The sequence below is a fragment of the Mesorhizobium sp. B264B1B genome, from assembly GCF_020165765.1.
GTDB lineage: Bacteria > Pseudomonadota > Alphaproteobacteria > Rhizobiales > Rhizobiaceae > Mesorhizobium.
Map to the genome: position 1 here is coordinate 558,887 of NZ_JAIUIS010000001.1, position 21,761 is coordinate 580,647.

Annotated in this window: 21 protein-coding genes; 12 read left to right on the top strand and 9 right to left on the bottom strand. The window is 63.5% G+C overall.

From position 1 onward, the window contains the following. Nucleotides 1-27: 27 nt before the first annotated feature. Complete coding sequence (gene recJ, locus LB547_RS02745; protein WP_140517061.1) at nt 28-1,812, top strand: single-stranded-DNA-specific exonuclease RecJ; 1,785 nt, start codon at nt 28-30, stop codon at nt 1,810-1,812. An 11-nt stretch (nt 1,813-1,823) separates the two neighbouring features. Here the strand turns inward: recJ and LB547_RS02750 are convergent, their stop codons facing one another. From LB547_RS02750 to folE, 3 genes are all read right to left on the bottom strand, one after another. After that, nucleotides 1,824-2,795, bottom strand: a complete 972-nt coding sequence (locus LB547_RS02750) for a patatin family protein (protein WP_140517059.1) — start codon at nt 2,793-2,795, stop codon at nt 1,824-1,826. A gap of 97 nt (nt 2,796-2,892) precedes the next feature. Next, nucleotides 2,893-3,351, bottom strand: coding sequence for a phosphoribosyl-AMP cyclohydrolase (gene hisI, locus LB547_RS02755; protein ID WP_140633616.1), 459 nt, complete (start codon nt 3,349-3,351; stop codon nt 2,893-2,895). Nucleotides 3,352-3,440: 89 nt separating this feature from the next. Next, nucleotides 3,441-4,076 carry a GTP cyclohydrolase I FolE gene (gene folE, locus LB547_RS02760; protein WP_140517057.1) on the bottom strand — a complete coding sequence of 212 codons (636 nt, stop codon included), beginning with the start codon at nt 4,074-4,076 and terminating at the stop codon, nt 3,441-3,443. 242 nt (nt 4,077-4,318) lie between these two features. On the opposite strand from folE, the gene LB547_RS02765 reads away from it, so the two are divergent. Then, nucleotides 4,319-4,765: an iron-sulfur cluster assembly scaffold protein gene (locus LB547_RS02765; protein WP_140495827.1), complete on the top strand. Its 447-nt coding sequence runs from the start codon at nt 4,319-4,321 to the stop codon at nt 4,763-4,765. Between the two features lie 16 nt (nt 4,766-4,781). On the opposite strand, the gene LB547_RS02770 is transcribed toward LB547_RS02765, so the two are convergent. Further along, entirely contained in the window at nt 4,782-5,687 is a 906-nt protein-coding gene (locus LB547_RS02770; protein WP_140761890.1) for a LysR substrate-binding domain-containing protein, read from the bottom strand. A gap of 91 nt (nt 5,688-5,778) precedes the next feature. On the opposite strand from LB547_RS02770, the gene LB547_RS02775 reads away from it, so the two are divergent. The 5 genes from LB547_RS02775 (at nt 5,779) to LB547_RS02795 (ending at nt 10,532) form a co-directional block, all read left to right on the top strand. Beyond that, nucleotides 5,779-5,937: a hypothetical protein gene (locus tag LB547_RS02775; protein WP_181167410.1), complete on the top strand. Its 159-nt coding sequence runs from the start codon at nt 5,779-5,781 to the stop codon at nt 5,935-5,937. Nucleotides 5,938-6,013: 76 nt separating this feature from the next. Then, the gene (yidD, locus tag LB547_RS02780) at nt 6,014-6,388 is read left to right on the top strand and encodes a membrane protein insertion efficiency factor YidD (protein WP_140555348.1); all 375 of its coding nucleotides are present in this window, start codon (nt 6,014-6,016) and stop codon (nt 6,386-6,388) included. A gap of 143 nt (nt 6,389-6,531) precedes the next feature. Continuing rightward, nucleotides 6,532-7,350, top strand: a complete 819-nt coding sequence (blaOXA, locus tag LB547_RS02785) for a class D beta-lactamase (protein ID WP_140495830.1) — start codon at nt 6,532-6,534, stop codon at nt 7,348-7,350. 147 nt (nt 7,351-7,497) lie between these two features. Continuing rightward, nucleotides 7,498-9,474 (top strand): threonine--tRNA ligase, encoded by a 1,977-nt coding sequence (gene thrS / locus LB547_RS02790; protein ID WP_140761887.1) that lies wholly within the window; start codon nt 7,498-7,500, stop codon nt 9,472-9,474. Nucleotides 9,475-9,593: 119 nt separating this feature from the next. Further along, entirely contained in the window at nt 9,594-10,532 is a 939-nt protein-coding gene (locus LB547_RS02795) for a lysophospholipid acyltransferase family protein (protein ID WP_140761884.1), read from the top strand. 53 nt (nt 10,533-10,585) lie between these two features. On the opposite strand, the gene LB547_RS02800 is transcribed toward LB547_RS02795, so the two are convergent. Further along, nucleotides 10,586-11,548 (bottom strand): hypothetical protein, encoded by a 963-nt coding sequence (locus tag LB547_RS02800; RefSeq protein WP_140495833.1) that lies wholly within the window; start codon nt 11,546-11,548, stop codon nt 10,586-10,588. Between the two features lie 154 nt (nt 11,549-11,702). On the opposite strand from LB547_RS02800, the gene LB547_RS02805 reads away from it, so the two are divergent. The 3 genes from LB547_RS02805 (at nt 11,703) to LB547_RS02815 (ending at nt 13,773) form a co-directional block, all read left to right on the top strand. Then, the gene (locus tag LB547_RS02805) at nt 11,703-12,287 is read left to right on the top strand and encodes a nitroreductase (protein ID WP_140520997.1); all 585 of its coding nucleotides are present in this window, start codon (nt 11,703-11,705) and stop codon (nt 12,285-12,287) included. Beyond that, nucleotides 12,288-12,896 carry a flavin reductase family protein gene (locus LB547_RS02810; protein WP_140520996.1) on the top strand — a complete coding sequence of 203 codons (609 nt, stop codon included), beginning with the start codon at nt 12,288-12,290 and terminating at the stop codon, nt 12,894-12,896. A 202-nt stretch (nt 12,897-13,098) separates the two neighbouring features. Beyond that, nucleotides 13,099-13,773 (top strand): methyltransferase family protein, encoded by a 675-nt coding sequence (locus LB547_RS02815; RefSeq protein ID WP_140495836.1) that lies wholly within the window; start codon nt 13,099-13,101, stop codon nt 13,771-13,773. 3 nt (nt 13,774-13,776) lie between these two features. Here the strand turns inward: LB547_RS02815 and LB547_RS02820 are convergent, their stop codons facing one another. Both LB547_RS02820 and LB547_RS02825 read right to left on the bottom strand, forming a co-directional pair. Continuing rightward, nucleotides 13,777-14,658 carry an HpcH/HpaI aldolase/citrate lyase family protein gene (locus tag LB547_RS02820; RefSeq protein WP_140495837.1) on the bottom strand — a complete coding sequence of 294 codons (882 nt, stop codon included), beginning with the start codon at nt 14,656-14,658 and terminating at the stop codon, nt 13,777-13,779. Beyond that, nucleotides 14,658-15,110 (bottom strand): MaoC family dehydratase, encoded by a 453-nt coding sequence (locus LB547_RS02825; protein ID WP_140495838.1) that lies wholly within the window; start codon nt 15,108-15,110, stop codon nt 14,658-14,660. The genes LB547_RS02820 and LB547_RS02825 overlap by 1 nt, the downstream gene beginning before the upstream one ends. Nucleotides 15,111-15,260: 150 nt before the next feature. Between LB547_RS02825 and LB547_RS02830 the strand changes: the two genes are divergently transcribed. Next, entirely contained in the window at nt 15,261-16,385 is a 1,125-nt protein-coding gene (locus LB547_RS02830) for a DUF2336 domain-containing protein (protein WP_224655892.1), read from the top strand. A gap of 1 nt (nt 16,386) precedes the next feature. Here LB547_RS02830 and LB547_RS02835 read toward each other — a convergent pair whose 3' ends face one another. Together LB547_RS02835 and parE are read right to left on the bottom strand one after the other, a co-directional pair. Continuing rightward, nucleotides 16,387-18,453 (bottom strand): FUSC family protein, encoded by a 2,067-nt coding sequence (locus LB547_RS02835; RefSeq protein ID WP_140761882.1) that lies wholly within the window; start codon nt 18,451-18,453, stop codon nt 16,387-16,389. A 38-nt stretch (nt 18,454-18,491) separates the two neighbouring features. Next, on the bottom strand, nt 18,492-20,552 hold the full coding sequence (gene parE / locus LB547_RS02840; RefSeq protein WP_140495843.1) for a DNA topoisomerase IV subunit B: 2,061 nt from the start codon (nt 20,550-20,552) through the stop codon (nt 18,492-18,494). A gap of 235 nt (nt 20,553-20,787) precedes the next feature. On the opposite strand from parE, the gene cpaB reads away from it, so the two are divergent. Next, nucleotides 20,788-21,714, top strand: a complete 927-nt coding sequence (gene cpaB, locus LB547_RS02845) for a Flp pilus assembly protein CpaB (protein WP_246678585.1) — start codon at nt 20,788-20,790, stop codon at nt 21,712-21,714. Nucleotides 21,715-21,761: the final 47 nt, after the last annotated feature.

Consider the following 21,761-nt stretch of genomic DNA (forward strand, 5'->3'; position numbering starts at 1 on the left):
AATGATCATCCGCAAACGTCGCCTCGCATGACGGGCGAGAGACGCCTTTTTCTCGATGTCCGACAGTCGGCCACCGGTGTTTCCTGGGAACATCGGCTGACCGAGCGGCAGGACATGGTCGCGCTTGCCATCGCACAGGGGCACGGCGTGCCCGATATCGTCGCGCGCGTGCTTGCCGGACGTGGCGTGACGGCGGAACAGGCGGAGCGCTTTCTCGACCCGACGATCCGCGACCTGCTGCCGGACCCGGCTTCGCTGACTGACATGGACAAGGCGGCCATTCGAATAGCCGCCGCGGTGATGGCCCGGGAGAAGGTGGCGATCTTCGGCGACTACGATGTCGATGGCGCCGCCTCGTCGGCCTTGCTCAAACGCTTCCTCGCGCATTTCTCGATATCGTCGGAAATCTACATTCCCGATCGTATCTTCGAGGGTTACGGTCCCAATCCCGAAGCCATGCGCGAGCTCGTCTCGCGCGGCGCGACGCTGATCGTCACCGTCGATTGCGGCACCAACAGCGCGGCTTCCATCGACGCGGCCAATGCCGCCGGTGCCGATGTCGTGGTGCTCGACCATCACCAGGTCGGCGGCGCCTTGCCGGCGGCACACGCGGTGGTCAACCCCAACCGCGACGACGACCTTTCCGGGCAGGGCCATCTCTGCGCCGCCGGAGTGGTTTTTCTCGCGCTGGTGCAGACGGCCAAGGTCCTGCGCGGCCGGCTGGCCGACGCCACGCCGCCGGACCTGCTCTCGCTGCTCGATCTCGTGGCGCTGGCCACGGTCTGCGATGTAGTGCCGCTCACCGGCGTCAACCGTGCCTTCGTCGTCAAGGGCTTGCAAGTGGCGCGCCAGCAGAAGAACGAGGGAATGTCTGCGCTGGCGCGGGTCTCGCGCGTCGGCGAGCCGCTCAGCACCTTCCATCTGGCCTACCTGATCGGACCGCGCATAAACGCCGGCGGGCGCATCGGCGACGCCGCCCTCGGCAGCCGGCTGCTTGCGACCGACGATCCGGTCGAGGCCCGCACCATCGCCGAGACGCTCGATCGGCTCAACCAGGAGCGGCAGCTGATGGAACACGAGATGCTGGCCGCGGCGCGTGCCGAGGCCGATGCCGAGCTTGCCGGCGGCAGCGGGCCGGCCATCGTCGTTACCGCTAGCACCAACTGGCATCCCGGCATCGTCGGCCTGCTTGCCTCCAGGCTCAAGGACCATGCCCGACGGCCGGCCTTCGCCATCGCCTTCAACGCCACCGGCACCGGCACCGGTTCAGGTCGCTCGGTGTCGGGCTTCGATCTCGGCCGGCTGGTGCGCGAAGCCGCAGATGCCGGGCTGATCGTCAAGGGCGGCGGCCATGGCATGGCAGCCGGCATTACCGTCGAGCGCACGCGGCTCGGCGAGCTCAGGGCATTTTTCGAGGAGCGCGCAGCAGCCGACGTGTTCCGATTGCAAGACGAGGAAAGCCTGGCGATCGACGGCGCGCTTGCCGCCGAGGGTGCGACGCTGGCCTTGCTGGATGCGCTGGAAAAGGCCGGCCCGTTCGGTGCAGGGCATGTCGCGCCTGTTTTCGCGCTGCCTCGCCATCGGCTGGCCGACGCCCGGCTGGTTGGCACCAACCACATCCGCGCCGACCTCCAGTCGGGCAGTGGCGGTCGCATCCAGGCGATCGCCTTTCGTGCCGTCGACACGGTGCTCGGCGACTTCCTGTTCAAGAACCGCGGTAAGACGATCCACGTCGCCGGCTCATTGTCGGGCAATTACTGGAACGGCAATCGCAGCGTGCAGTTCCGCATCGTCGACGCGGCACGCGCCTGATGCGTCTTTGATCAGGCGAGAACCGTCTGAAGCCGGGTCAGTTCGCCGATCTGTGCCATCGTTGCCCTATAGCCGATCTGGATCGCCTCATCGGCGCGGTGGAATTCGGTCAGACCGATGTGGCTGAGCTTGGGCTGCAGCGACATGTCCGGCGGATCGCCGGCAAGCCTGGCGCGCGAGATTCGGTCTTGGATGATGTTGAAGGCCTCGACCATGACGCCGGTGATGCCAAGCCGCGTCTGATGCGCCCGGTGCTCCGGGTCGAATTGGCCACTGCGCGGTGCATCGTTCTCGACGACCAGTTCGCCGGCGCTATGCTTGATGACGGCGGCACGGCCGAACAGGTCGTAATGAAGGTTGACCGCGACAACCAGCGGCTGCTCATAGGCACGGCAGACCGACACCGGCACCGGATTGACCAAAGCTCCGTCGACCAACACGCGGCCATTGCAAGTCACCGGCTCGAACACGCCAGGCAAGGCATAGGAAGCGCGCATGGCTGTTATCAGCGAGCCGTTCGACAGCCAGATCTCATGGCCGGTGCGGATTTCGGAAGCGACCGCGACGAACGGCTTGGACAAATCCTCAAAGCGAATGCCGGCCACATGCTCACGCAGGCGAGCATCCAGCTTCATGCCGCCGAACAGACCGCTGCCGCGCAGGTTTAGATCGAGCAGGCCGAAGATGCGCCGCCTGGTCAGGCTGCGGGCGAACTCTTCCAACTCGTCCAGTTTTCCGGCGAGGTAACAGCCGCCGACCAGCGCGCCGATCGAGGTGCCGGCAATCATCGAAACCTCGATGCCGGCTTCATCGAGCGCGCGCAGCACGCCGATATGCGCCCAGCCTCTTGCGCAACCGCCGCCCAGTGCAAGCGAGATGCCAGTTTTCTTTGGTGATGTTGTTTCGGACGCGCCTCCGGACGAAGCGGGACCATTCGCCTCTCGTACGTCCGCTCTGTTACGCAATGACGCCCACTCGAGCATCATGATCTCCCTTGTCCCACAGCTAATATATAGGCGGGCCGTATCGAAATGGTGAATCTATGTGGTTGGCTGCGGGCAAAAGGTTCAAGCTGGTCATTCACGGGAGCTTCCGATACGTTTTTTCCGCATCGAACAAGGGCTCGCTGCCATCGTCGGCAAGCATCGCCTTGCCGTCGATCAGCCCCACCGTCCGATAGAAGCAGGAACGCCGGCCTGTGTGACAAGTTGCGTCGTGGCCTAGCACTTTGACGCGCAACCATATGGCGTCCTGGTCACAATCCGTGAGCACCTCGATGACATGCTGGAGATTGCCTGACGTTTCGCCCTTCTTCCACAGCGCATTCCGTGAACGCGACCAGTAGTGGGCGATACCTGTTTCAAGCGTCAACGCCAGAGCCTGCGCATTCATGTGCGCGACCATCAAAAGCATGCCGTCCGCCGCATCGGTGACGACGACGGTGACCAGGCCGGCGGCATCGAAGCGCGGTGAAAACACCCCGCCTTCTTCCAGCGCTTTCTTGTCTGAGGGAGCCTTCGGAAATTCCAGTGCCGACATCGCCGGGCTATCTTCCTGTTTGACCATGACTATCCGAAAACCGGTATCCACTTTCGGAATCATGGTCCGGCGATGCTGGGCGAGGCGGCTTACACCCCACCGCCACGCACCATGGTGACGAAACGAACCTGTTCTTCGGGAGTATCCTTGAACACGCCGGTGAAGGTCGAGGTCAGCGTGGTGGAGCCCTGCTTGCGGATGCCGCGCATGGCCATGCACATGTGCTCGGCCTCGATCATCACTGCAACGCCGCGCGGATTGAGCACATCCTGAATGACGCCGGCGATCTGCGCGGTCATGGCTTCCTGGGTCTGCAGGCGATGGGCGAAGATATCGACCACGCGCGCGATCTTGGACAGGCCGACGACCTTGCCGTCCGGCAGATAGCCGACATGGGCCTTGCCGATGATCGGCACCATGTGATGTTCGCAATGCGAATGGAACTGGATGTCCTTGACGATGACAAGGTCGTCGTAACCTGCCACTTCCTCGAAGGTGCGGCCAAGCTCTTCGGCCGGGCACATGTCATAGCCGCCGAACATTTCCCGATAGGCCTTGGCCACCCGCTTGGGCGTGTCGACCAGCCCTTCGCGATCGGGGTTGTCGCCGGTCCAGCGCAAAAGCGTGCGTACCGCAGCCTCGACCTCGGCCTCGCTCGGCCGGTCGGTGACGGGCTTTTCCATGTAGGCCGACTGGGGCATGAACTTCTTGATAACGGCATCCATAAAGGCGTCTCCCGTAGTCCCTCTCTCAGGAGGAACGAGTTGAACGGACCACGACCTTTCGGCGTCGGAAACTCGTCCGGTTTCCAGCCCCGTAAGCGGCGTGAGCAAACTGCGGCAAAGACGTGGGCTTTTCGTCGCCTTGTCGATACCGGACTGCCACCATTATATATGGTCATGACGAGCGAAAGAAAGACGCGTCAGCGGCAAACGCTGTTCGCTTGGCGGCGACGGACTGGAAAATAATGATCAACGACGTCTACAATGCGAAAATTCTCGGTTTTGCCGGAAATATCACACGGATCGGCCGGCTCGATCATCCCGACGCCAGCGCGAGGGCACATTCCAAATTGTGCGGCTCTACCGTTACCGTCGATCTCAATATGGCGGACGGCGTGGTTACCGATTTCGCACATGACGTGAAGGCCTGCGCGCTCGGCCAGGCCTCGTCCTCCATCATGGCGCAGCATGTGGTTGGCGCTACGGCCGACGAATTGCGCGCGGTGCGCGAGACCATGCTGAAAATGCTGAAAGAGAACGGAGCGCCGCCGGAAGGCCGCTTCGCCGATCTCAAATATCTGGAACCGGTGCGCGACTACAAGGCGCGCCATGCCTCGACCATGTTGACCTTCGACGCGGTGGTCGACGCGATCGGTCAGATCGAGAAGAAGCGCGCCGAAGAAGCCGCCTGATAGCCCCTTTGGCGGCCTATCGGGGCCGTCTGCTTTCGGCGAATTCGCTTCTCACCCAGTCGGCGAAGGCGGCGGCTGGCTCGGGGAGATCGCGCAGGCTTCTGGCCACCAGCCAATAGGCGCCGGACGCGACGTCGATGTCGAACGGCTTGACCAACGTGCCGGAGGCGAGCTCTTCACCGATCTGCAGGAGATCGCCCAGCGCCACCCCGTGTCCGAGCAGAGCGGCCTGCTTCGAAAGCGATGCATCCGCCAGCATGGGACCGCGCGCGGGCACCGCGTCGGCAGGCACACCGGCCGCCTCGAACCAGCGCGCCCAACCCTGTCGGTTTTCCTCATGCAACAGCGTATAGCGGCCAAGGTCGGCCGGCTTGTCGAGGGGAGGCCCCGCGGCAAGCAGCGCCGGCGACAGAACCGGTGAATCAACCGTCGAGGCAAGCTGCTCGGCCTCGCTGCGCGGCCACGACACAGCATGCGCACTGAAGCGTAACGCAAGTTCAGGCTGGTCGCCGCGAAACTCAATCAGCCTTGGATCGACTTCGAGCGCGACGTCGATGTCGGGCCGCAATTGGCGAAAACGGTTGAGCCGCGGCACCAGCCATACCGATGCCAGAGACGGCTCGACGCTGACACGAACCACTCTCTGGGCGGGCGCCGCCACCAACTCGGAAAGCAGCGCGTCGATGGCGTCGAAACTCCTGACCAGCTGACTGAGCAGGCGGCGGCCCGCATCGGTCAGTTCGACGCGGCGATGGTGACGTTCGAACAGGGGCCGGCGCAGAAAGATCTCGAGCTCGCGGATCTGTCGGCTGATCGCCGCCTGCGAGACGAAGAGCTCCTCGGCCGCCCTGCTGAAGCTCAGGTGCCGCCCGGCTGCTTCAAAGCTCCTCAAGGCCGTCAGCGGCAGTCGCCCACGCTTCATTCGCATAACCCAGGATTATCCGAAGTGGAAATTATACTCGTTTGAAGGCGAAGGCCAGCGGCGGTCTACTCGTCGTCAAGGAGATACGGCCATGATCCAGTTGCTGGAGATTTTTGGCGATGTGATGCGGATTGCAACCTATCAGTGGCGTGACGAAAGAACCCGTCGGAAGCACCACGAAGAGCAGTCTAGCCCCCGCCGATGGGCACTGCCGGCTGATCGGCAGCCACTTCGCCGCTTCCGCCCGTGAAAGCTCAGCAAGCAGGGGCGGGATTGCGTTCTCCCGATGTAGCCCACATCTATCGTGTGGAAAGACGGAGATCGCAGTGGGCGACCAGCATGGGCATGCACATACAGCCGGGCCGCCGCGGCAAGGCCGCAACTGGTCCGGCCCGTGGCGCAAGACCCCCGGCCGGGTGTTGGGCACGTCGCTGGTGCGCCTCTATCAACTGACGCTGTCCAGCTTCATCGGCAATTCCTGCCGTCACCTGCCGACCTGCTCGGAATACGCGCATGAGGCGATCGCCCGCCATGGCCTTTGGGCCGGCGGCTGGATGGGATTTTTCAGGGTTCTGCGCTGCGGACCATTCGGCACCCATGGCGTCGACCTTGTTCCGGAGGTTCTGGCGGATCGGTATGTCTGGTTTACGCCGTGGCGATATTGGCGGATCGGCGGCAACCACGACGAGGCGCGAAGCTGACTGCCGGTCAGTTCTTCAAGGCAACCGTTTACGATCTGGTAGGGTTAACGGCAGCCTGCACAACAACTGCGAATTTGAGACAAAATCGAGACAAGAGACCTCGCTAAGCCGCTCGCCGAACCCCCCTCTGGAGCGAGCATCCAATGCGCAATGTCGACCGTCTTCCCTTCATCCTTGCCGGAGTCCTGTTCCTGCTTGCCTGGCTTCTGGGATTTCCGATGCGCGCGCAGTCGGCGCCGCTCGGGGATGTGCAATGCACGCTAATCGCCGATGCGCAGAGCGGCAAGACGCTTTACCAAAACGGCGTCTGCGATCAGCGGTTCAGCCCGGCCTCGACGTTCAAGGTGCCGCTGTCGCTGATCGGTTACGATGCCGGCATACTAAGCGACGAGCACACGCCGAGCTGGGACTACAAACCTGAATTCAAGGCGGTCAAGCGGGACCACAAGACCGTCGATCCGATGATCTGGGAGCGGGACTCGGTGCTGTGGTATTCACGCGAGATCACCCGCCGGCTTGGACCGGAGAGCTTTGCCGGCTACGTCTCGAAGTTCGGCTATGGCAATGCGGACGTTTCCGGCGATCCCGGCAAGAATGACGGCCTGACTCATTCCTGGGTGAACTCCTCGCTCAAGATCACGCCGGTCGAGCAGGTCGATTTCCTGCGTAAGCTCCTCGCCGGCAAGATGCCGGTCTCGGCCAAGGCTCACGACATGACGAAAGCCATCCTACCCAGCTTCAAGGCCGGCGACTGGACCGTCCAGGGCAAGACGGGCAGCACCAGGGTCGGCGAGGGCGGCAAGGACAGGCGTTCACTCGGCTGGTTCGTCGGCTGGGCACAGAAAAACGGCCGCCAGATCGTGTTTGCCCGGCTCGTCGTCGATACGAAGCGGAGCGATATGCCGAAGGGGCTCGCGACGCGCGCGGCCTTCCTGAAGGACCTGCCGCTGCTGATTAAATAGCCGAGGCTTTACGGCGGCGGCGTCTGCCCATAAAAGACTGCCGCCGCCGGACGCCTCCGGCTATCTGGCAGGCCGCAGCCTCGAACGGCTGACGACCTGCATTTCACCACCCGCGCTCGTTTGCGGGACTGGATAGGAGAATACCTGATGCTGAATGCCGTTTCCCTGACATTTCCCGATGGCTCCGTGCGCGACTACGATGCGGCGATGACCGGTGCAGGCCTTGCCGAATCGATCTCCAAGTCGCTGGCCAAGAAGGCCGTGGCCTATGCCATCGACGGTACCGTGCGCGATCTCTCCGATCCGCTCGGCAAGTCCGGCAAGATCGAGATCATCACCCGCGACGATCCGCGCGCGCTGGAACTCATCCGCCATGACGCGGCACATGTGCTGGCGGAGGCCGTGCAGGAGATATGGCCGGGAACGCAGGTGACCATCGGGCCGGTGATCGAGAACGGATTCTATTACGACTTCGCCCGCAACGAGCCGTTCACCCCGGACGACTTCCCGGTGATCGAGAAGAAGATGCGCGAGATCATCGCGCGCAACAAGCCGTTCACCAAGGAAGTCTGGTCGCGCGACAAGGCCAAAAAGGTCTTCGCCGACAAGGGCGAGCGCTACAAGCTGGAACTGATCGATGCCATTCCTGACGATCAGGATCTCAAGATCTACGCGCAAGGCGACTGGTTTGACCTTTGCCGCGGTCCGCACATGGCCTCGACCGGGCAGATCGGCAATGCCTTCAAGCTGATGAAGGTGGCGGGCGCCTATTGGCGCGGAGATTCGAATAACCCGATGCTGACGCGCATCTACGGCACGGCATGGGCTGATCAGGCGCAGCTCGACGCCTACCAGACAATGCTGGAGGAAGCCGAAAAGCGCGACCACCGAAAACTCGGCCGCGAGATGGATCTGTTCCACTTCCAGGAAGAGGGGCCGGGCGTCGTCTTCTGGCATGCCAAGGGCTGGAAGATGTTCCAGAACCTGGTCAACTACATGCGCCGCCGCCTCGACGAGCAGGGCTACCAGGAGGTCAACGCACCGCAGGTGCTCGACAAGAGCCTGTGGGAGACGTCGGGCCATTGGGGCTGGTACCGCGACGCCATGTTCAAGGTCACGGTTGCCGGCGACGATACCGATGACGACCGCGTCTTCGCGCTGAAGCCGATGAACTGCCCTGGCCATGTGCAGATTTTCAAGCACGGGTTGAAATCCTATCGCGACCTGCCGGTAAAGCTTGCGGAATTCGGCAATGTGCATCGCTACGAGCCGTCGGGCGCGCTGCATGGGCTGATGCGCGTGCGCGGCTTCACACAGGATGACGCGCATATTTTCTGCACCGAGGAGCAGCTGGCGTCGGAGTGCCTGCGTATCAACGATCTGATTCTGTCGACCTATGCCGATTTCGGCTTCGACGAAATCAGCGTGAAGCTGTCGACCCGGCCGGACAAGCGCGTCGGCACCGACGAGGCCTGGGATCACGCCGAAGCGATCATGGGCGGCGTCCTGGAGACGATCAGGACGCGATCGGGCAACCGCATCAAGACCTCGATCAATCCTGGCGAGGGCGCCTTCTACGGGCCGAAGTTCGAATATGTGCTGAAGGATGCCATCGGTCGCGAATGGCAATGCGGCACCACGCAGGTCGACTTCAACCTGCCGGAGCGTTTCGGTGCCTTCTACATCGGCTCGGATTCCGAGAAGAAACAGCCTGTTATGGTGCACCGTGCCATCTGCGGCTCGATGGAGCGCTTCCTCGGCATCCTGATCGAGAACTATTCCGGCCATTTCCCGCTGTGGTTCGCGCCGCTGCAGGTAGTGGTGGCGACGATCACTTCGGACGCCGACGGCTATGCGAACGAAGTGGTGGCGAAGCTGAAAGCCGCGGGCTTGTCCGCCGAGGCGGATCTGCGCAACGAGAAGATCAATTATAAGGTCCGCGAGCACAGCCTAGCCAAGGTTCCGGTCATTCTTGTCTGCGGCAAGCGCGAGGCGGAGGAGCAGACGGTCAACATGCGCCGGCTCGGATCGCGCGACCAGGAGTCGCTGGGTCTCGCCCAAGCGGTCGCGCAGCTGACCGAAGAAGCGATCACGCCCGATCGCCGGCGCCAACGCGCCGCCTGATCAGACAGTATTTGAAGCCGAAATGGCGGTGGAGCAGTCCACCGCCATTTTTATACCCCGCCGTTCTCACATCCCGCCGTTTTCACATCCTTGTCACGGCAGTCTTGTAACAAGCCCTCATGCTCAAGCTGAAAATGCGCGAAAAACCGTTTCCCGAGCTTTCCTATGCCAATCCACGACAGCCGGTCCTGACGCGGTGGGTCATCCATTCCATCGAAGGCCTGTCCGGACGCGATCGGTTTGCAGCGCTTTATGATTTTTGGCGCCGCCAGGTGGTCCCGACCGGCGAGCGCGTGTTCAGTCGCATGCTCGAATTGATCGACGTGCGGGTGCGAACCCCCGACCAATGGCCCCCGAAGAACCTGCCCGACACGCCGCTGGTGATCGTCGCCAATCATCCCTTCGGCATCGGCGACGGCATTGCCGCGCTGTCGCTGGCCGAGCAGCTTGGGCGGCCGTTCCGGGTCATGATCCACAAGGATCTGCTCAAGATCAGCGAGATGGAGCCCTACTCGCTGCCGATCGACTTTTCCGAGACCAAGGACGCTCTGAAGAACAACATGGCGGTGCGTCACGAGGCTGTGCGGCTCTTGAAAGAACGTGTCACCATCGTGGTGTTTCCGGCCGGCGGCGTCGCCACCGCGCCGAAAGGTTTTGGCCAGGCACGCGATCTGCCATGGAAGATGTTTCCGGCCCGTCTCGTGCAGGATGCCAAGGCTTCCGTAGTGCCGATGCATTTCTCCGGCCAGAACGGCAGGCTGTTCCATCTGGTCAGCGGCCCCATGAACATGGCCGAGCGCGACGGGCGCGTGGCGAAGTTCGTCGGCAAGGCATCGCTGACGCTGCGCATTTCGTTGCTTATCCACGAGTTCGCCCGGCTTTCCGGCAAGTCGATCGACGTGCGTGTCGGCGATGTGCTGAGTTGGAATGAACTGGAGCCCGTGCGCGACCGCAAGGCGCTGCTCGAGCGCCTCTATAGAGGCGTCTTCGATCTGGCGCCGCCGGTTCCTCGCCGCCGGATTCCATTCCTGCCGGCACGAGCCAAGCTGGCGGCGTAGGTCCATTTCGTGGAGATCCGAAGGGAAAGCGGCTCGAGGCTTTCCGGAATTGACTAATCCGCGCCTTCTTCCGGATCCATCGCGGCGGCTTCCGTCGCGAGAACCTCGATTTCCTGGTTCTGTCCGGCCACGACAGTGAAATCCTTCTGGTAGATGCGGTCGCGGTTCTTGGCGATGATGGTGTAGTCGCCTTCGGCCAGCACCATCGAGGCGAAGGCGCCGACGGTTTCCTTGATCGGATCGCCGGATTCGTTGAGCAGCGACCACGACGTGTCGGCGATCGCTTCGCCGCCCGCTTCACGCACCAGCTTCAAGGTAATCTCGGCGGCGTGATGCTCGACGGTGGCTTCGGTCAGCTTGCCGGCCTCGACGCGGATGTCGGAGCGGATGACGGCATTGACCGCGCCATAGGTCGAGACCACGTGGTAGATGCCGGCATTGAGACGCACGACGCTGTTGGGCTCGACGTCGGGAATGATCAGCGCGCGATCGCCATTGGGTTCGGCATTGCCCTCATAGATCGAGAAGCGCAGCTTCTTTGGCGGGATGCGCGCCCCTCCCGAAAGGACGGCATCGAGCTTCAGGCCGCCGGCATCGAGCACGAGGCTCTCGCGCTTGGCGTCCTTGCCAACGGTGATGCGCTTGGTGGCACCGGCCCGGCCGTAGGAAGCGTGAACCAGATAGCTGCCGGGTTCGAGCTGGAAGACCGCCGTGCCGCCATGGGCGGAAGCCACCATCGGCAATTTGCCGTTGACGGCCTCCGGCTTGAAGACGCGCCAGACGATACCGCGAGTGATATCGCCTCCCTTGTCGGTCAATTGCGCGGACAAGGTGATGGCGCCGCCGCCACCAAGCGCCAGCGATGTCTCGCCTTTCGGCGTCGCGTAGCTCGAAATTCCGGGAAGTTTCAGGTCGCTGACGCCATCCACATTCTGCGCCACGGCAAAGGAAACCGGCGCCATGAGCAGCAGGGTGCAGACCCAGATCAGGAAAAGACGCAAAGTCCCCTCAAACATGCCTTGCGTTGAAGCCCATGGCGGTGGCAATTTCAAGGCTTAAGAGTCCGACCGATACGACTCTCCAGCCTGGCGCGCCCGCGTCGATGCCCGAGCCGCCCCGCATTCCCATGGCGCGCTTCAGCTCAAAATCGAACTTAGGAGACTTGCGCCCATGGCGTCCCCGATCATCGACTTCCTGCTGACCCGCAATTCAGCGCCGATACCGGAGTTGAAGGAGCCCGCGCCCGGCGACGCCGAGATCGCCACGATGATCGCCGCCGCCACGCGCGTGCCCGATCATGGCCGGCTCGAGCCCTGGCGCTTCATTCTTTATCGCGGCGATGCCCGCATCGAGATCGGCAGGAAGCTGGCGGCCCTTGCCGAACAGCGGGAGGGACCTTTACCGGATGGCCGCCGCAACCAGGAGCTGGCGCGCTTCTCGCGCGCGCCGCTGGTGATCGGCGTCGTGTCGGTGCCGAAGGAAAATCCAAAAATCCCGCAATGGGAGATGTTCCTGTCCGGCGGCATGGCGGCGATGAACCTGATGATTGCCGCCAACGCACTGGGCTATGGCACCAACATGATCAGCAACTGGTATTCGGACGTGCCGGAGGGCAGGGCGATCTTGGGGCTGGCGCCGCAAGAGCGCGTAATCGGCTTCGTCCATATCGGCTCCTATGGCGGCCCGGCGCCGGAGCGGCCGCGCCCCGATCCGGCAAAGCTTTATGCGGACTATGCCGGGCCCTGGGCGGGCTAAGTGTTCTACGAGCCGTCAAAGGGGCACGGACTGCCGCACGATCCGTCGAAGGCGATCGTGGCGCCGCGCCCGATCGGCTGGATCTCGACCCTGAACGGGGCCGGCGAGATCAACCTCGCGCCCTATTCCTTCTTCAATGCCGTTTCGACAAGGCCCTTCATCGTCTGGTTTTCCTCCGAGGGCGAGAAGGACAGCGCCTCCTTCGCCCAGGAGACCAGCGAGTTCGTCGCCAATCTGGTCGGCCGCGATCTCGCCGAGAAGATGAACCGGACGTCGGTCGACGCGCCGCGCGGCGTCAACGAGTTCGTTTATGCCGATCTCGCCATGGCGCCGTCGCGTCTTGTCGCGCCGCCGCGCGTGGCGGCCGCACCCGCCGCACTCGAATGCAAGGTGACCGAAGTGTTCCGGCCAAAGGCCCTGGACGGAACGCCGACCAGCGCCGTCGTCGTGGCCGGCGAAGTGATCGGCGTGCATATTGACGATGCCTACCTGAAAGACGGCCTGTTCGATATCAGCAAGGCCGGCAATGTCGCTCGCCTCGGCTACATGGATTATGCCAGCGTCAACGAAGTGTTTTCGATGCGCCGGCCGCGTTGGGGCAAGGATTAGCCCGCAAGGGGGCCCAGTCACTGTGCTTTCCTGACGGCGAGCCGTCATCACGACGCGCCCTGAGCTTGATGACGCGGGATGACGAAACCTTCTGCACACCAGGACCGTTTCGTCCAGGCGCGGGATGGGCGATAGTCCGCTGAGGGGCGGCGGTAGTCTGTTGCTGGTAAATGCCGACGGCAAATATCATGGAAGGTTGATCATGGTCTCGAGATTGATCCTCCAGACGTTCGTGTGGTTCGGCGCCATGGGCGCGCTGCTTTTCCTGACAGCGGGTACGCTGACCTGGCCGGGAGCCTGGGTATATCTGGCGGTGATGACCGGGCTGAGCCTGACCCTTGGCGTGACGCTGGCCCGGCGCGATCCCGGGCTGATGAACGAACGGCTGAGCTCTCCCATCCAGAAGGACCAGACCGCGGCCGACAAGGTTCTGTTGAGCATACTCCTGCTCGGCATATTTGCCTGGCTGGCCTTCATGGGTTTCGACTACCGCTTCGGCTGGTCCGTCGTTCCGGTCTGGGTACAGGCGATCGGTGCGCTGGTTCTGCTGGTCGGACTATGGATCAGCTATCTGACGATGCTGGAGAATAGCTTCGCGGCGCCCGTCGTGAAGATCCAGGCGGAGCGCGGACAGCAAGTGATCACAACGGGTCCCTATAGCTATGTGCGCCATCCCATGTATGCCGGCGCCATCCTCTTCTTTGCCGGCACGGCTCTCCTGCTCGGCTCCTGGTGGGGGCTGGCACTGGTCGTCGTGTTCATCGTTCTCTTGGCCATCCGCACATTCATCGAGGAAAAAACGCTTCGCACCGGCCTGCGCGGCTATGACGACTATGCGGCCCATGTCCGCTACCGCCTGATCCCGTTGGTCTGGTAGCGGTCAGGCGGAGATTCCGGCTGCCCGGGCGCGTGCCAGAAGCCGCTCGGCCAGCCGCAGATGCGGCCGGTCATACATCTTGCCGTCGATGCCGACGACGCCGGGATTTCCCGCCGCCTGGAATGCCGCGACAATTGCCGCCGACTGTTGCACCGCTTCCACCGAGGGCGTGAAGGCGGCGTTTATGACCGGCACCTGATCAGGGTGGATCGCCATCTTGCCGGTGAAGCCGTCACGTTCGGCCTCCCTGCATTCGGCCTCGAAGGCCGCCATATCGCGGAAATTCGGGAAGACGGTGTCGATCGCCGCGACTTCCGCCGCGCCGGCGGCGAGAATGGTCATGGCGCGAGCGAAGCGGAATATTTCGGTGTAACGGCCATGTTGGTCGCGGGTGGTGCGCGCTCCGATCGCCGCCGACAGGTCTTCCGCGCCCCAGGTCAGCCCGGCAAGTCGCGCGCTTGCCCCGGCGTAGCTCGCCGCCGCCAGCACGGCCGCCGGTGTTTCGGTAATGATCGGCAGGATTTTTGTCGCGCCGTCGGCCAAGCCGTTCTCCGCTTCGCGCAGCCTGAGCTTTGCCGAGAGGTGCTGGACATCCTGGCCGCCAGCCGATTTGGGCAGCATGACGCCGTCGGGTTTTGCCGGGATAAGCGCCGCAAGATCGTCGTCCGTCAATCCCGTCGAAAGGTCGTTGACCCTGACGTAGATTGCCGACCTTGTTTTCGCCCTGTGGCTGGCGATGAAGCGCGCCGCGGTCATTCGCGCCGATGCCTTGTTTTGGGGCGCCACCGAATCCTCGAGGTCGACAATGACCACGTCTGCGCCGGCGCCAAAGCCCTTCTCCAGCTTCCTCTCGGAATCGCCGGGAACGAACAGCAGCGAACGCATCAGGCTACCTTCTTCAGCATCATGGCCTGTCTCGTGCACTTGGCGACGAGGTCGCCGTTCTGGTTATAGGCCCGATGTTCGAACTCGACGATGCCGCGATCGGGCTTCGACCTGGATTCGCGCACCGAGACGACAGTGGTCTCGACGCGGATGGTGTCGCCATGGAAGACCGGATGCGGAAACACCGTTTCCTTCATGCCGAGATTGGCGACCGTCGTACCGACGGTGATGTCGTTAACCGAAATGCCGATCATCAGGCCGAGCGTGAACAGCGAGTTGACCAGCGGCTTGCCCCATTCGCTCCTGGCGGCGAAATCGAAGTCGATATGCAGCGGCTGCGGGTTCAGCGTCATCACCGAGAACAGCATGTTGTCGCTTTCGGTGACAGTCTTGCGCAGCGTGTGCTGGAAGACATGGCCGACGACGAACTCCTCGAGATAAAGCCCAGCCATTTCATTCTCCTCCGCTGCTGGACGGTTGATAGGCGCTGCATCCAGCGCTCGCAAGCCAGTTAACGAACATGGTGAACGCTTCATAAACCAATTCGGCCTAACGTCCGGCACGGGGTCGGAAACCTTCCGGCAAGGGGCGAAGCAGGCGGTATGGTTGTTGTCTCGCATTTCCTGAAATGGATCTACACGGCCAGGGTATCGGAGCGCGCCGCGGCGGCAAGCGCGCTCGCCCGCGCCTATGTCGACGCGGAATTGCCGTTCGAGGATCGCTGCGCCGCCGCGGCGGCGCTGACCTTGCTGCTCGACGACGCATCGTCGAAGGTACGGCTGGCGATGGCCGAGCCGCTGTCCATGAGCCATCACGCACCGCCCCAGATCATCAGCGCGCTTGCTTCCGACCAGCCGGAAGTCGCCGGCGTCGTGCTGACGCGATCGCCACTGCTTACCGACGCAGACCTGATCAATCGCGTGGCTTCAGGTCCGAAGGCGACGCAAAAACTGATCGCCGATCGGCCATTGGTCTCGATGGCGCTGTCGGCGGCTATCGCAGAGATCGGCGAGGCGGAGGCCTGCGCCGTGCTTTTGGCCAACAGCGGCGCCGATATCGCTTCGTTGAGTTTCCGCCGCATGGCCGAGCGCCACGGCCATCTGCCGCTGGTGCGCGAGGCGCTTATATCGGATGCACGCCTGCCTGCCGACTGCCGGCACATGCTGCTCGTCAAGCTCGGTGAGATGCTAAAGACCTCGCCGCTGGTCATGGCCTTGATGGGAGCCGCCCGGGCCGACCGCGTCATGCGCGACGCCTGCGTTAAGGCCTGCGTGACGCTGATCGAGGGCACGCGCCAGGAAGAACATGCAGCACTGATCGAGCATCTCAGGCTACGCGGCGATCTCACCGCGAGCTTCCTCATTCGCACCATCGCGCATGGCAAGGTCGACTTCTTCGGCTCGGCGCTGGTCGCGCTCAGCCAGCAGTCCGCCCAAAGAGTGAGGGCGCTGCTGGCCGGCGGACACGACGTGGCCTTGCAGGCGCTGTTCCGCAGTGCCGGCCTGGCTGCCGCCACGCACGCGGTCATCTTGCGCGCGCTGAAAATCTGGCGAGAGGTCGCCAACGGCAAGCGCGTCGCCGGCGTGCAGGAAGTCAGCTGGCTGATGCTGAAGGAATTGGGCGGACAGTCCGCGGAAGGCGATCTCGCCGCGCTGATCAAGTCGATCCATCTCGCTGCGTTGCGTGAAAATGCGCGCGGCCATGCGCTGGCGATTGCCGCCGCTTAACTTAGCCTTTATCCCTGGCAAAAAAATCCGGGAAATCCTCCATCGCCGCCGCGATAATCCGTAGTGACGCCGCAATCTGGAGCATTTCACCAGTGGCGTTTCGCTGAGCGATGCCGGCGGCATACTGCCGGGCGACGGCAATGGTGGCTGTCTGCGGGTCGCCCGGGGCGCGGAAGAGCAGTTCGCGTGCCAGTCCACGCAGGAAGTTGGCGATCGAAAGCGTCGTCTCGGCCGGAACCGCGTGCGCCTGCTGCGCGGCACGTAGCCGCAGGATCTCCAGACCGACGGTGACGGCGGCGACACTGCCGCCCAGAACCGCTTCACCCTTCCTGCCGCTGGTCTGCACCAGCGGCATCAATTGGTTGATGCGGTCATAGGCGAGGCTCTCGAAGGCCGAACGCCTCGGCACGCGCTCGTGCAGGCAAAGCCGCGCCAGATCCTCGCGCATGGCCCGCACGATGCGGTGCGCCGCGAGCCATGGGTCGGCGGGCAGCACGATGATGAAGACGCCGATTGCCAAAAGGATGCCGACCAGGATCGAGGCCGAGCCGGCGAAGAACGGGCCCGGGTCGTAGGTCATCGCCTGGTGCGGGCTGAGGAAAGCAAGAAAATTGATGGCGAAGGCCGTCGCCACGCCGACATAGCGGGGATTGGCCATGGCGAGCGCCGCCGGCACCAGGATCGGTACGACGAACAGCATGAACCAGCCGAAACCAGGAAAAACGGGAAGCGCGATCTGGCCGACGAGAAAGGCAAAGGGCAGAGCCAACAGCGTTCCCTGGAAGAACCCCCAGGCTACCCGCACCGGATCGGGGCGGGCGGCAAACAAGCTCGACACGACGGCAACCAGAATGACCGTGCCGGCGGCTTCCGACCATCTCGTCGTCAGCCAGAAAGCGGCGACCAGCAGCGTTGCAAGTGCCGCGCGGACCGCGTTGCGGCTCGCCCCGTGATAGTCGCGATGTACAACCAGCGCCGGGGGGCTGCGTTCGCGTGAAGGCCGCGTGACGGGCGCACGCAAGGCATCGAGACCGCGCAGCGTCTGCTTCAGCGCTTCGGCGAAATCGGCGGCGATGGTGAGCCGGGTGACGGTGCCGACTCTGTCGCCGTCCTGGTCGGCCAAGGCGTCGGGCATCTGCGTTGCTTTGGCGCCGATCGCGTCGAGCCGTGCCAGCCAGGGCGCCGTGTCGTCGAGCGCGCCTGGCGTCGCCGCCATTTCAGTGACGAGGGCTTGCAGCTCCGAGCGCACCGGAATGAGCGCCGCGTTCTTCGGTGCGGCGTGTGAATGCAGCGCGCGGGCCGCGGACAGGGCTGAAAGCAGTTGTCCGATGGTGCGCCGGACCGGATGGGCGCGCGGCGCGAAGCTCGGGGCCTCCAGCCTGGCGTAGGCGCGCATCTCGGCGAGCGTCTGGGTGTCGGCGACCAGCTTCCGGTGCAGGCCGGAAAGCATTGCCGTGTCGCCGCCGGAAAAGGCGCCGCCGGCATAGGTGGCAAGGTCGAGAATGCTGCGCTTCAGCCGCGAGATGATGGCCTCGCTGGCTAATTTGGGCAGGATCAGCCGACTGGTCAGGCCGGCGCAGACAATGCCGAGTACGATCTCGGCACAGCGCGCGACCGCGAGGTCGACGACGAGATGCGGCTGGCCAAACGCCGGCAAGCCGATGATCATCGCGGTATAGCCGGCCAGCGCCGCCCCGTAGGCTTCCGGGTTACGCAGCAGCGACGAGACGAAGGTGCAGAGGCCGATCCATAGGGCAAGCACCGTCACCAGCACCCAGGGATTCGTGCCGAAGACAGTGGTGATGGCAATTGCGGCAACACCGCCCGCCAGCGTGCCGAGCAACCGATAAAAGCCTTTCGCCAACACCATGCCGGCGACCGGCTGGGCAACGATGAACACCGTCATCATCGCCCATTGCGGGTGATCGAGCTTGAGGGCGTAGGCGGCCATAAGCGCGATCAGGCCGGCCGAGACCGTGCGCAAGGCGAAAATCCAGTCCGACCGGGTCGGCTGTGTCAGCCCGGCAAGACCCGCTTCGAAATAGCCTTTCAGCCGTTGCCAGCTCACACGCGCGTCTCCGCAAGCCTTGATCGACCGGCCTGCGCTCAGATATCCAGCACTTCCGTTTCCGCGAATTCGGCGCGTTCCTGGATGAATCGGAAACGAGCCTCCGGCTTGGTGCCCATCAGCGCATCGACCGCGTCCTTGGTGGCGGCCTCGGCATCGATCACATCGACCCGGAGCAGCGTACGCTTCCTCGGGTCCATTGTGGTCTCCTTGAGCTGCGCGGCCATCATTTCGCCCAGGCCCTTGAAGCGACCGATCTCGACCTTGCCGCGCCCGGTGAACTCGGTGCGCAGCAATTCGTCCTTGTGCGCGTCGTCACGCGCATAGGCGACCTTGCCGCCCTGCCGGATCGAATAGAGCGGCGGCACCGCCAGGTAGAGATGTCCGCCGCGAACCAGGTTCGGCATCTCCTGGTAGAAGAAGGTGATCAGCAGCGAGGCGATGTGAGCGCCGTCGACGTCGGCGTCGGTCATGATGATGACGCGGTCGTAGCGAAGATCCTCGTCGCGGTATTTCGACCGCGTGCCGCAACCAAGCGCCTGGATCAGATCGGAAATCTGCTGGTTGGCGGCCAGCTTGTCGTTGCCGGCGCTGGCGACGTTGAGAATCTTGCCGCGCAGCGGCAGCACCGCCTGGCTGGCGCGGTCACGAGCCTGCTTGGCCGAGCCGCCGGCCGAATCGCCTTCGACGATGAAGAGTTCGGCGCCGGCGGCCGCATTCTGCGTGCAATCGGCAAGCTTGCCCGGCAGGCGCAGCTTGCGCACCGCACTCTTGCGCGACACTTCCTTTTCCTGGCGGCGTCGTACCCGCTCGTCGGCGCGTGCGATAACCCATTCGAGCAGCTTCGACGCTTCCTGCGGATTGTCGGCCAGCCAATGGTCGAAAGGGTCGCGAATCGCCGTCTCGACGATACGGATCGCCTCGATCGTCGCCAGCCTGTCCTTGGTCTGGCCGACGAATTCAGGCTCGCGGATGAACACCGACAGCATGCCCGCCGCCGAGATCATGACATCCTCCGACGTGACGATCGAGGCGCGCTTGTTGCCGACGAGGTCGGCATAGGCGCGCAGGCCGCGCGTCAAGACGTTGCGGAAGCCGGCCTCGTGGGTGCCACCTTCGCCGGTCGGGATGGTGTTGCAGTAGGAGTTGATGAAGCCGTCGCCGCCGAACCAGGTCACTGCCCATTCCAGCGAGCCATGGCCGCCTTGCCTGTCGCTCTTGCCGGCGAAGATTTCGCGCGTCACCTGGAATTCGTCGCCAAGCGACGCTTTCAGATAGTCCTTGAGGCCGCCGGGAAAATGGAATTCGGCCTTGGCCGGAGTGGTGTCCTTTTCCTTGATCAGGGAGGGATCGCAGGTCCAGCGGATTTCGACGCCGCCGAACAGATAGGCTTTCGAGCGCGTCATGCGGTAGAGCCGCGCCGGTTCGAACGCGGCGCCCTTGCCGAAGATCTGCTCGTCGGGGTGGAAACGGGTCCTGGTGCCGCGCCGGTTGTGAACTTCGCCAAGATGCTCGAGGCCGCTGACCGGAATGCCGCGCGAGAAGCGCTGCCGGTAAAGTTGCCGTCCGCGCGCGACTTCGACTTCGAGATGATCCGACAGCGCATTGACCACGGAGACGCCGACGCCGTGCAGGCCGCCCGAGGTTTCATAGACCTTGCTATCGAACTTACCGCCCGAATGCAGCGTCGTCATGATCACTTCGAGCGCCGGCTTCTTGAACTTCGGATGCGGATCGACGGGAATGCCGCGGCCATTGTCGGTGACGGTGAGAAAGCCGTCAGCCGAAAGCTCGACATCGATGAATGTGGCATGGCCGGCAACCGCCTCGTCCATCGAGTTGTCGATGACCTCGGCGAACAGATGGTGCATGGCCTTGTCGTCGGTGCCGCCAATATACATGCCCGGACGGCGCCGCACCGGCTCCAGGCCTTCGAGTACCTCGATATCGGCGGCGCTGTAGCCCTCTGAGCCGTCACGAGACGCGGCCGCCGGACGCTTGGCTGCCGCCTGCACCAGCGGATCGGCCGGACGCGCCGGTGTGCGAACCGGTTGCGGCTGCTTCTCCAGATTGCCGAAAAGATCGTTGTTGTCGTCCATGCCTGCCATAGAGCCCAAGCTGCGAATCACCCGCCGATACTGCCACGCATTTCAGCGCCAAGCGACGGAGGTTCCTGTTACGTTCGGGGATTAACCCCCTCTTATCCTAAAACCATTCGATAACCAAGCCGGCGGAAATCGGGCGGATAGCCAGCGAGAAGATTCCTGATTCTTTAACAATGCCGCCTAGCGTGAGCCAACATAACAAGAAACTACGGGCATCAGGGGTTTGGGCGTGAGGGGCAAGGCCATAACGATGATCGGCATCGCCGCCGTTTTCGGCGCGATTTCGATCTTTGCCGCCGATTTCTGGGTCAAGCGCCAGGCCAGGGCCGACGCCGAGGAGAAAACCGCGTCGATCACCGCTCCGGCCGCACCCAGGGTTGAATTCAAGACAATCGTGGTGGCGAATGCACCGTTGCGGTACGGCATGGATCTCGACCGCACGAAACTCAACGAAATCCCCTGGCCGCAGGATTCGCTGCCGCAGGGCGCCTTCGCCACCATCGATGGACTGCTCGGGGACGGCAACCGCGTGGTGCTGTCGCCGATCGAGGTCAACGAACCGGTGCTGCTTACAAAGCTGTCCGGCCCGAATGGCCGCGCCACGCTCTCCAACATGCTGACGCCCGGCATGCGGGCCGTCACCATCCGCACCGACGAGATCGCGGGCGTCGGCGGCTTCGTCACGCCGGGCGACCGGGTCGATGTCGTGCTGACGCGCGATGCCGGCGAAATCCAGGAAGTGGCCAAGAATGCGCAAGGCGCCGCCGGTTCGACCATCACCTCAGAGATCGTCGTTGCCGACGCGAAGGTACTGAGCGTCGGGCAGGGCGCCGACGAGCGCCAAACGACGCCGCAGGTGGCCAATTCCATAACCATCGAGGTGACCACCGAAGGCGCGCAGAAAGTGGCGCTGGCCCGCACTGTCGGCACGCTGTCGCTGTCGCTTCGCTCCGCCAGCGAGGGCGGCGAGGGCAAGGACGGTGTCACCACCATCTCCTCCTTTGGCGGATCGGTGGCGGGCAAGGCGCAGGCCGCGGCCGGCTCGCTGTTCGACGCCATGGCAAAGGAGCCTGAGAAGCCGAAATTCAAGACGGTCATCGTGACGCGTGGAACGACGGCCGAGGAATATCAGGTTCCTGCGCGGGACCAGAAATAGGAATATCAGGTTCCTGAGTGGAACCAGAGCAGGACCGGTGGGGACCG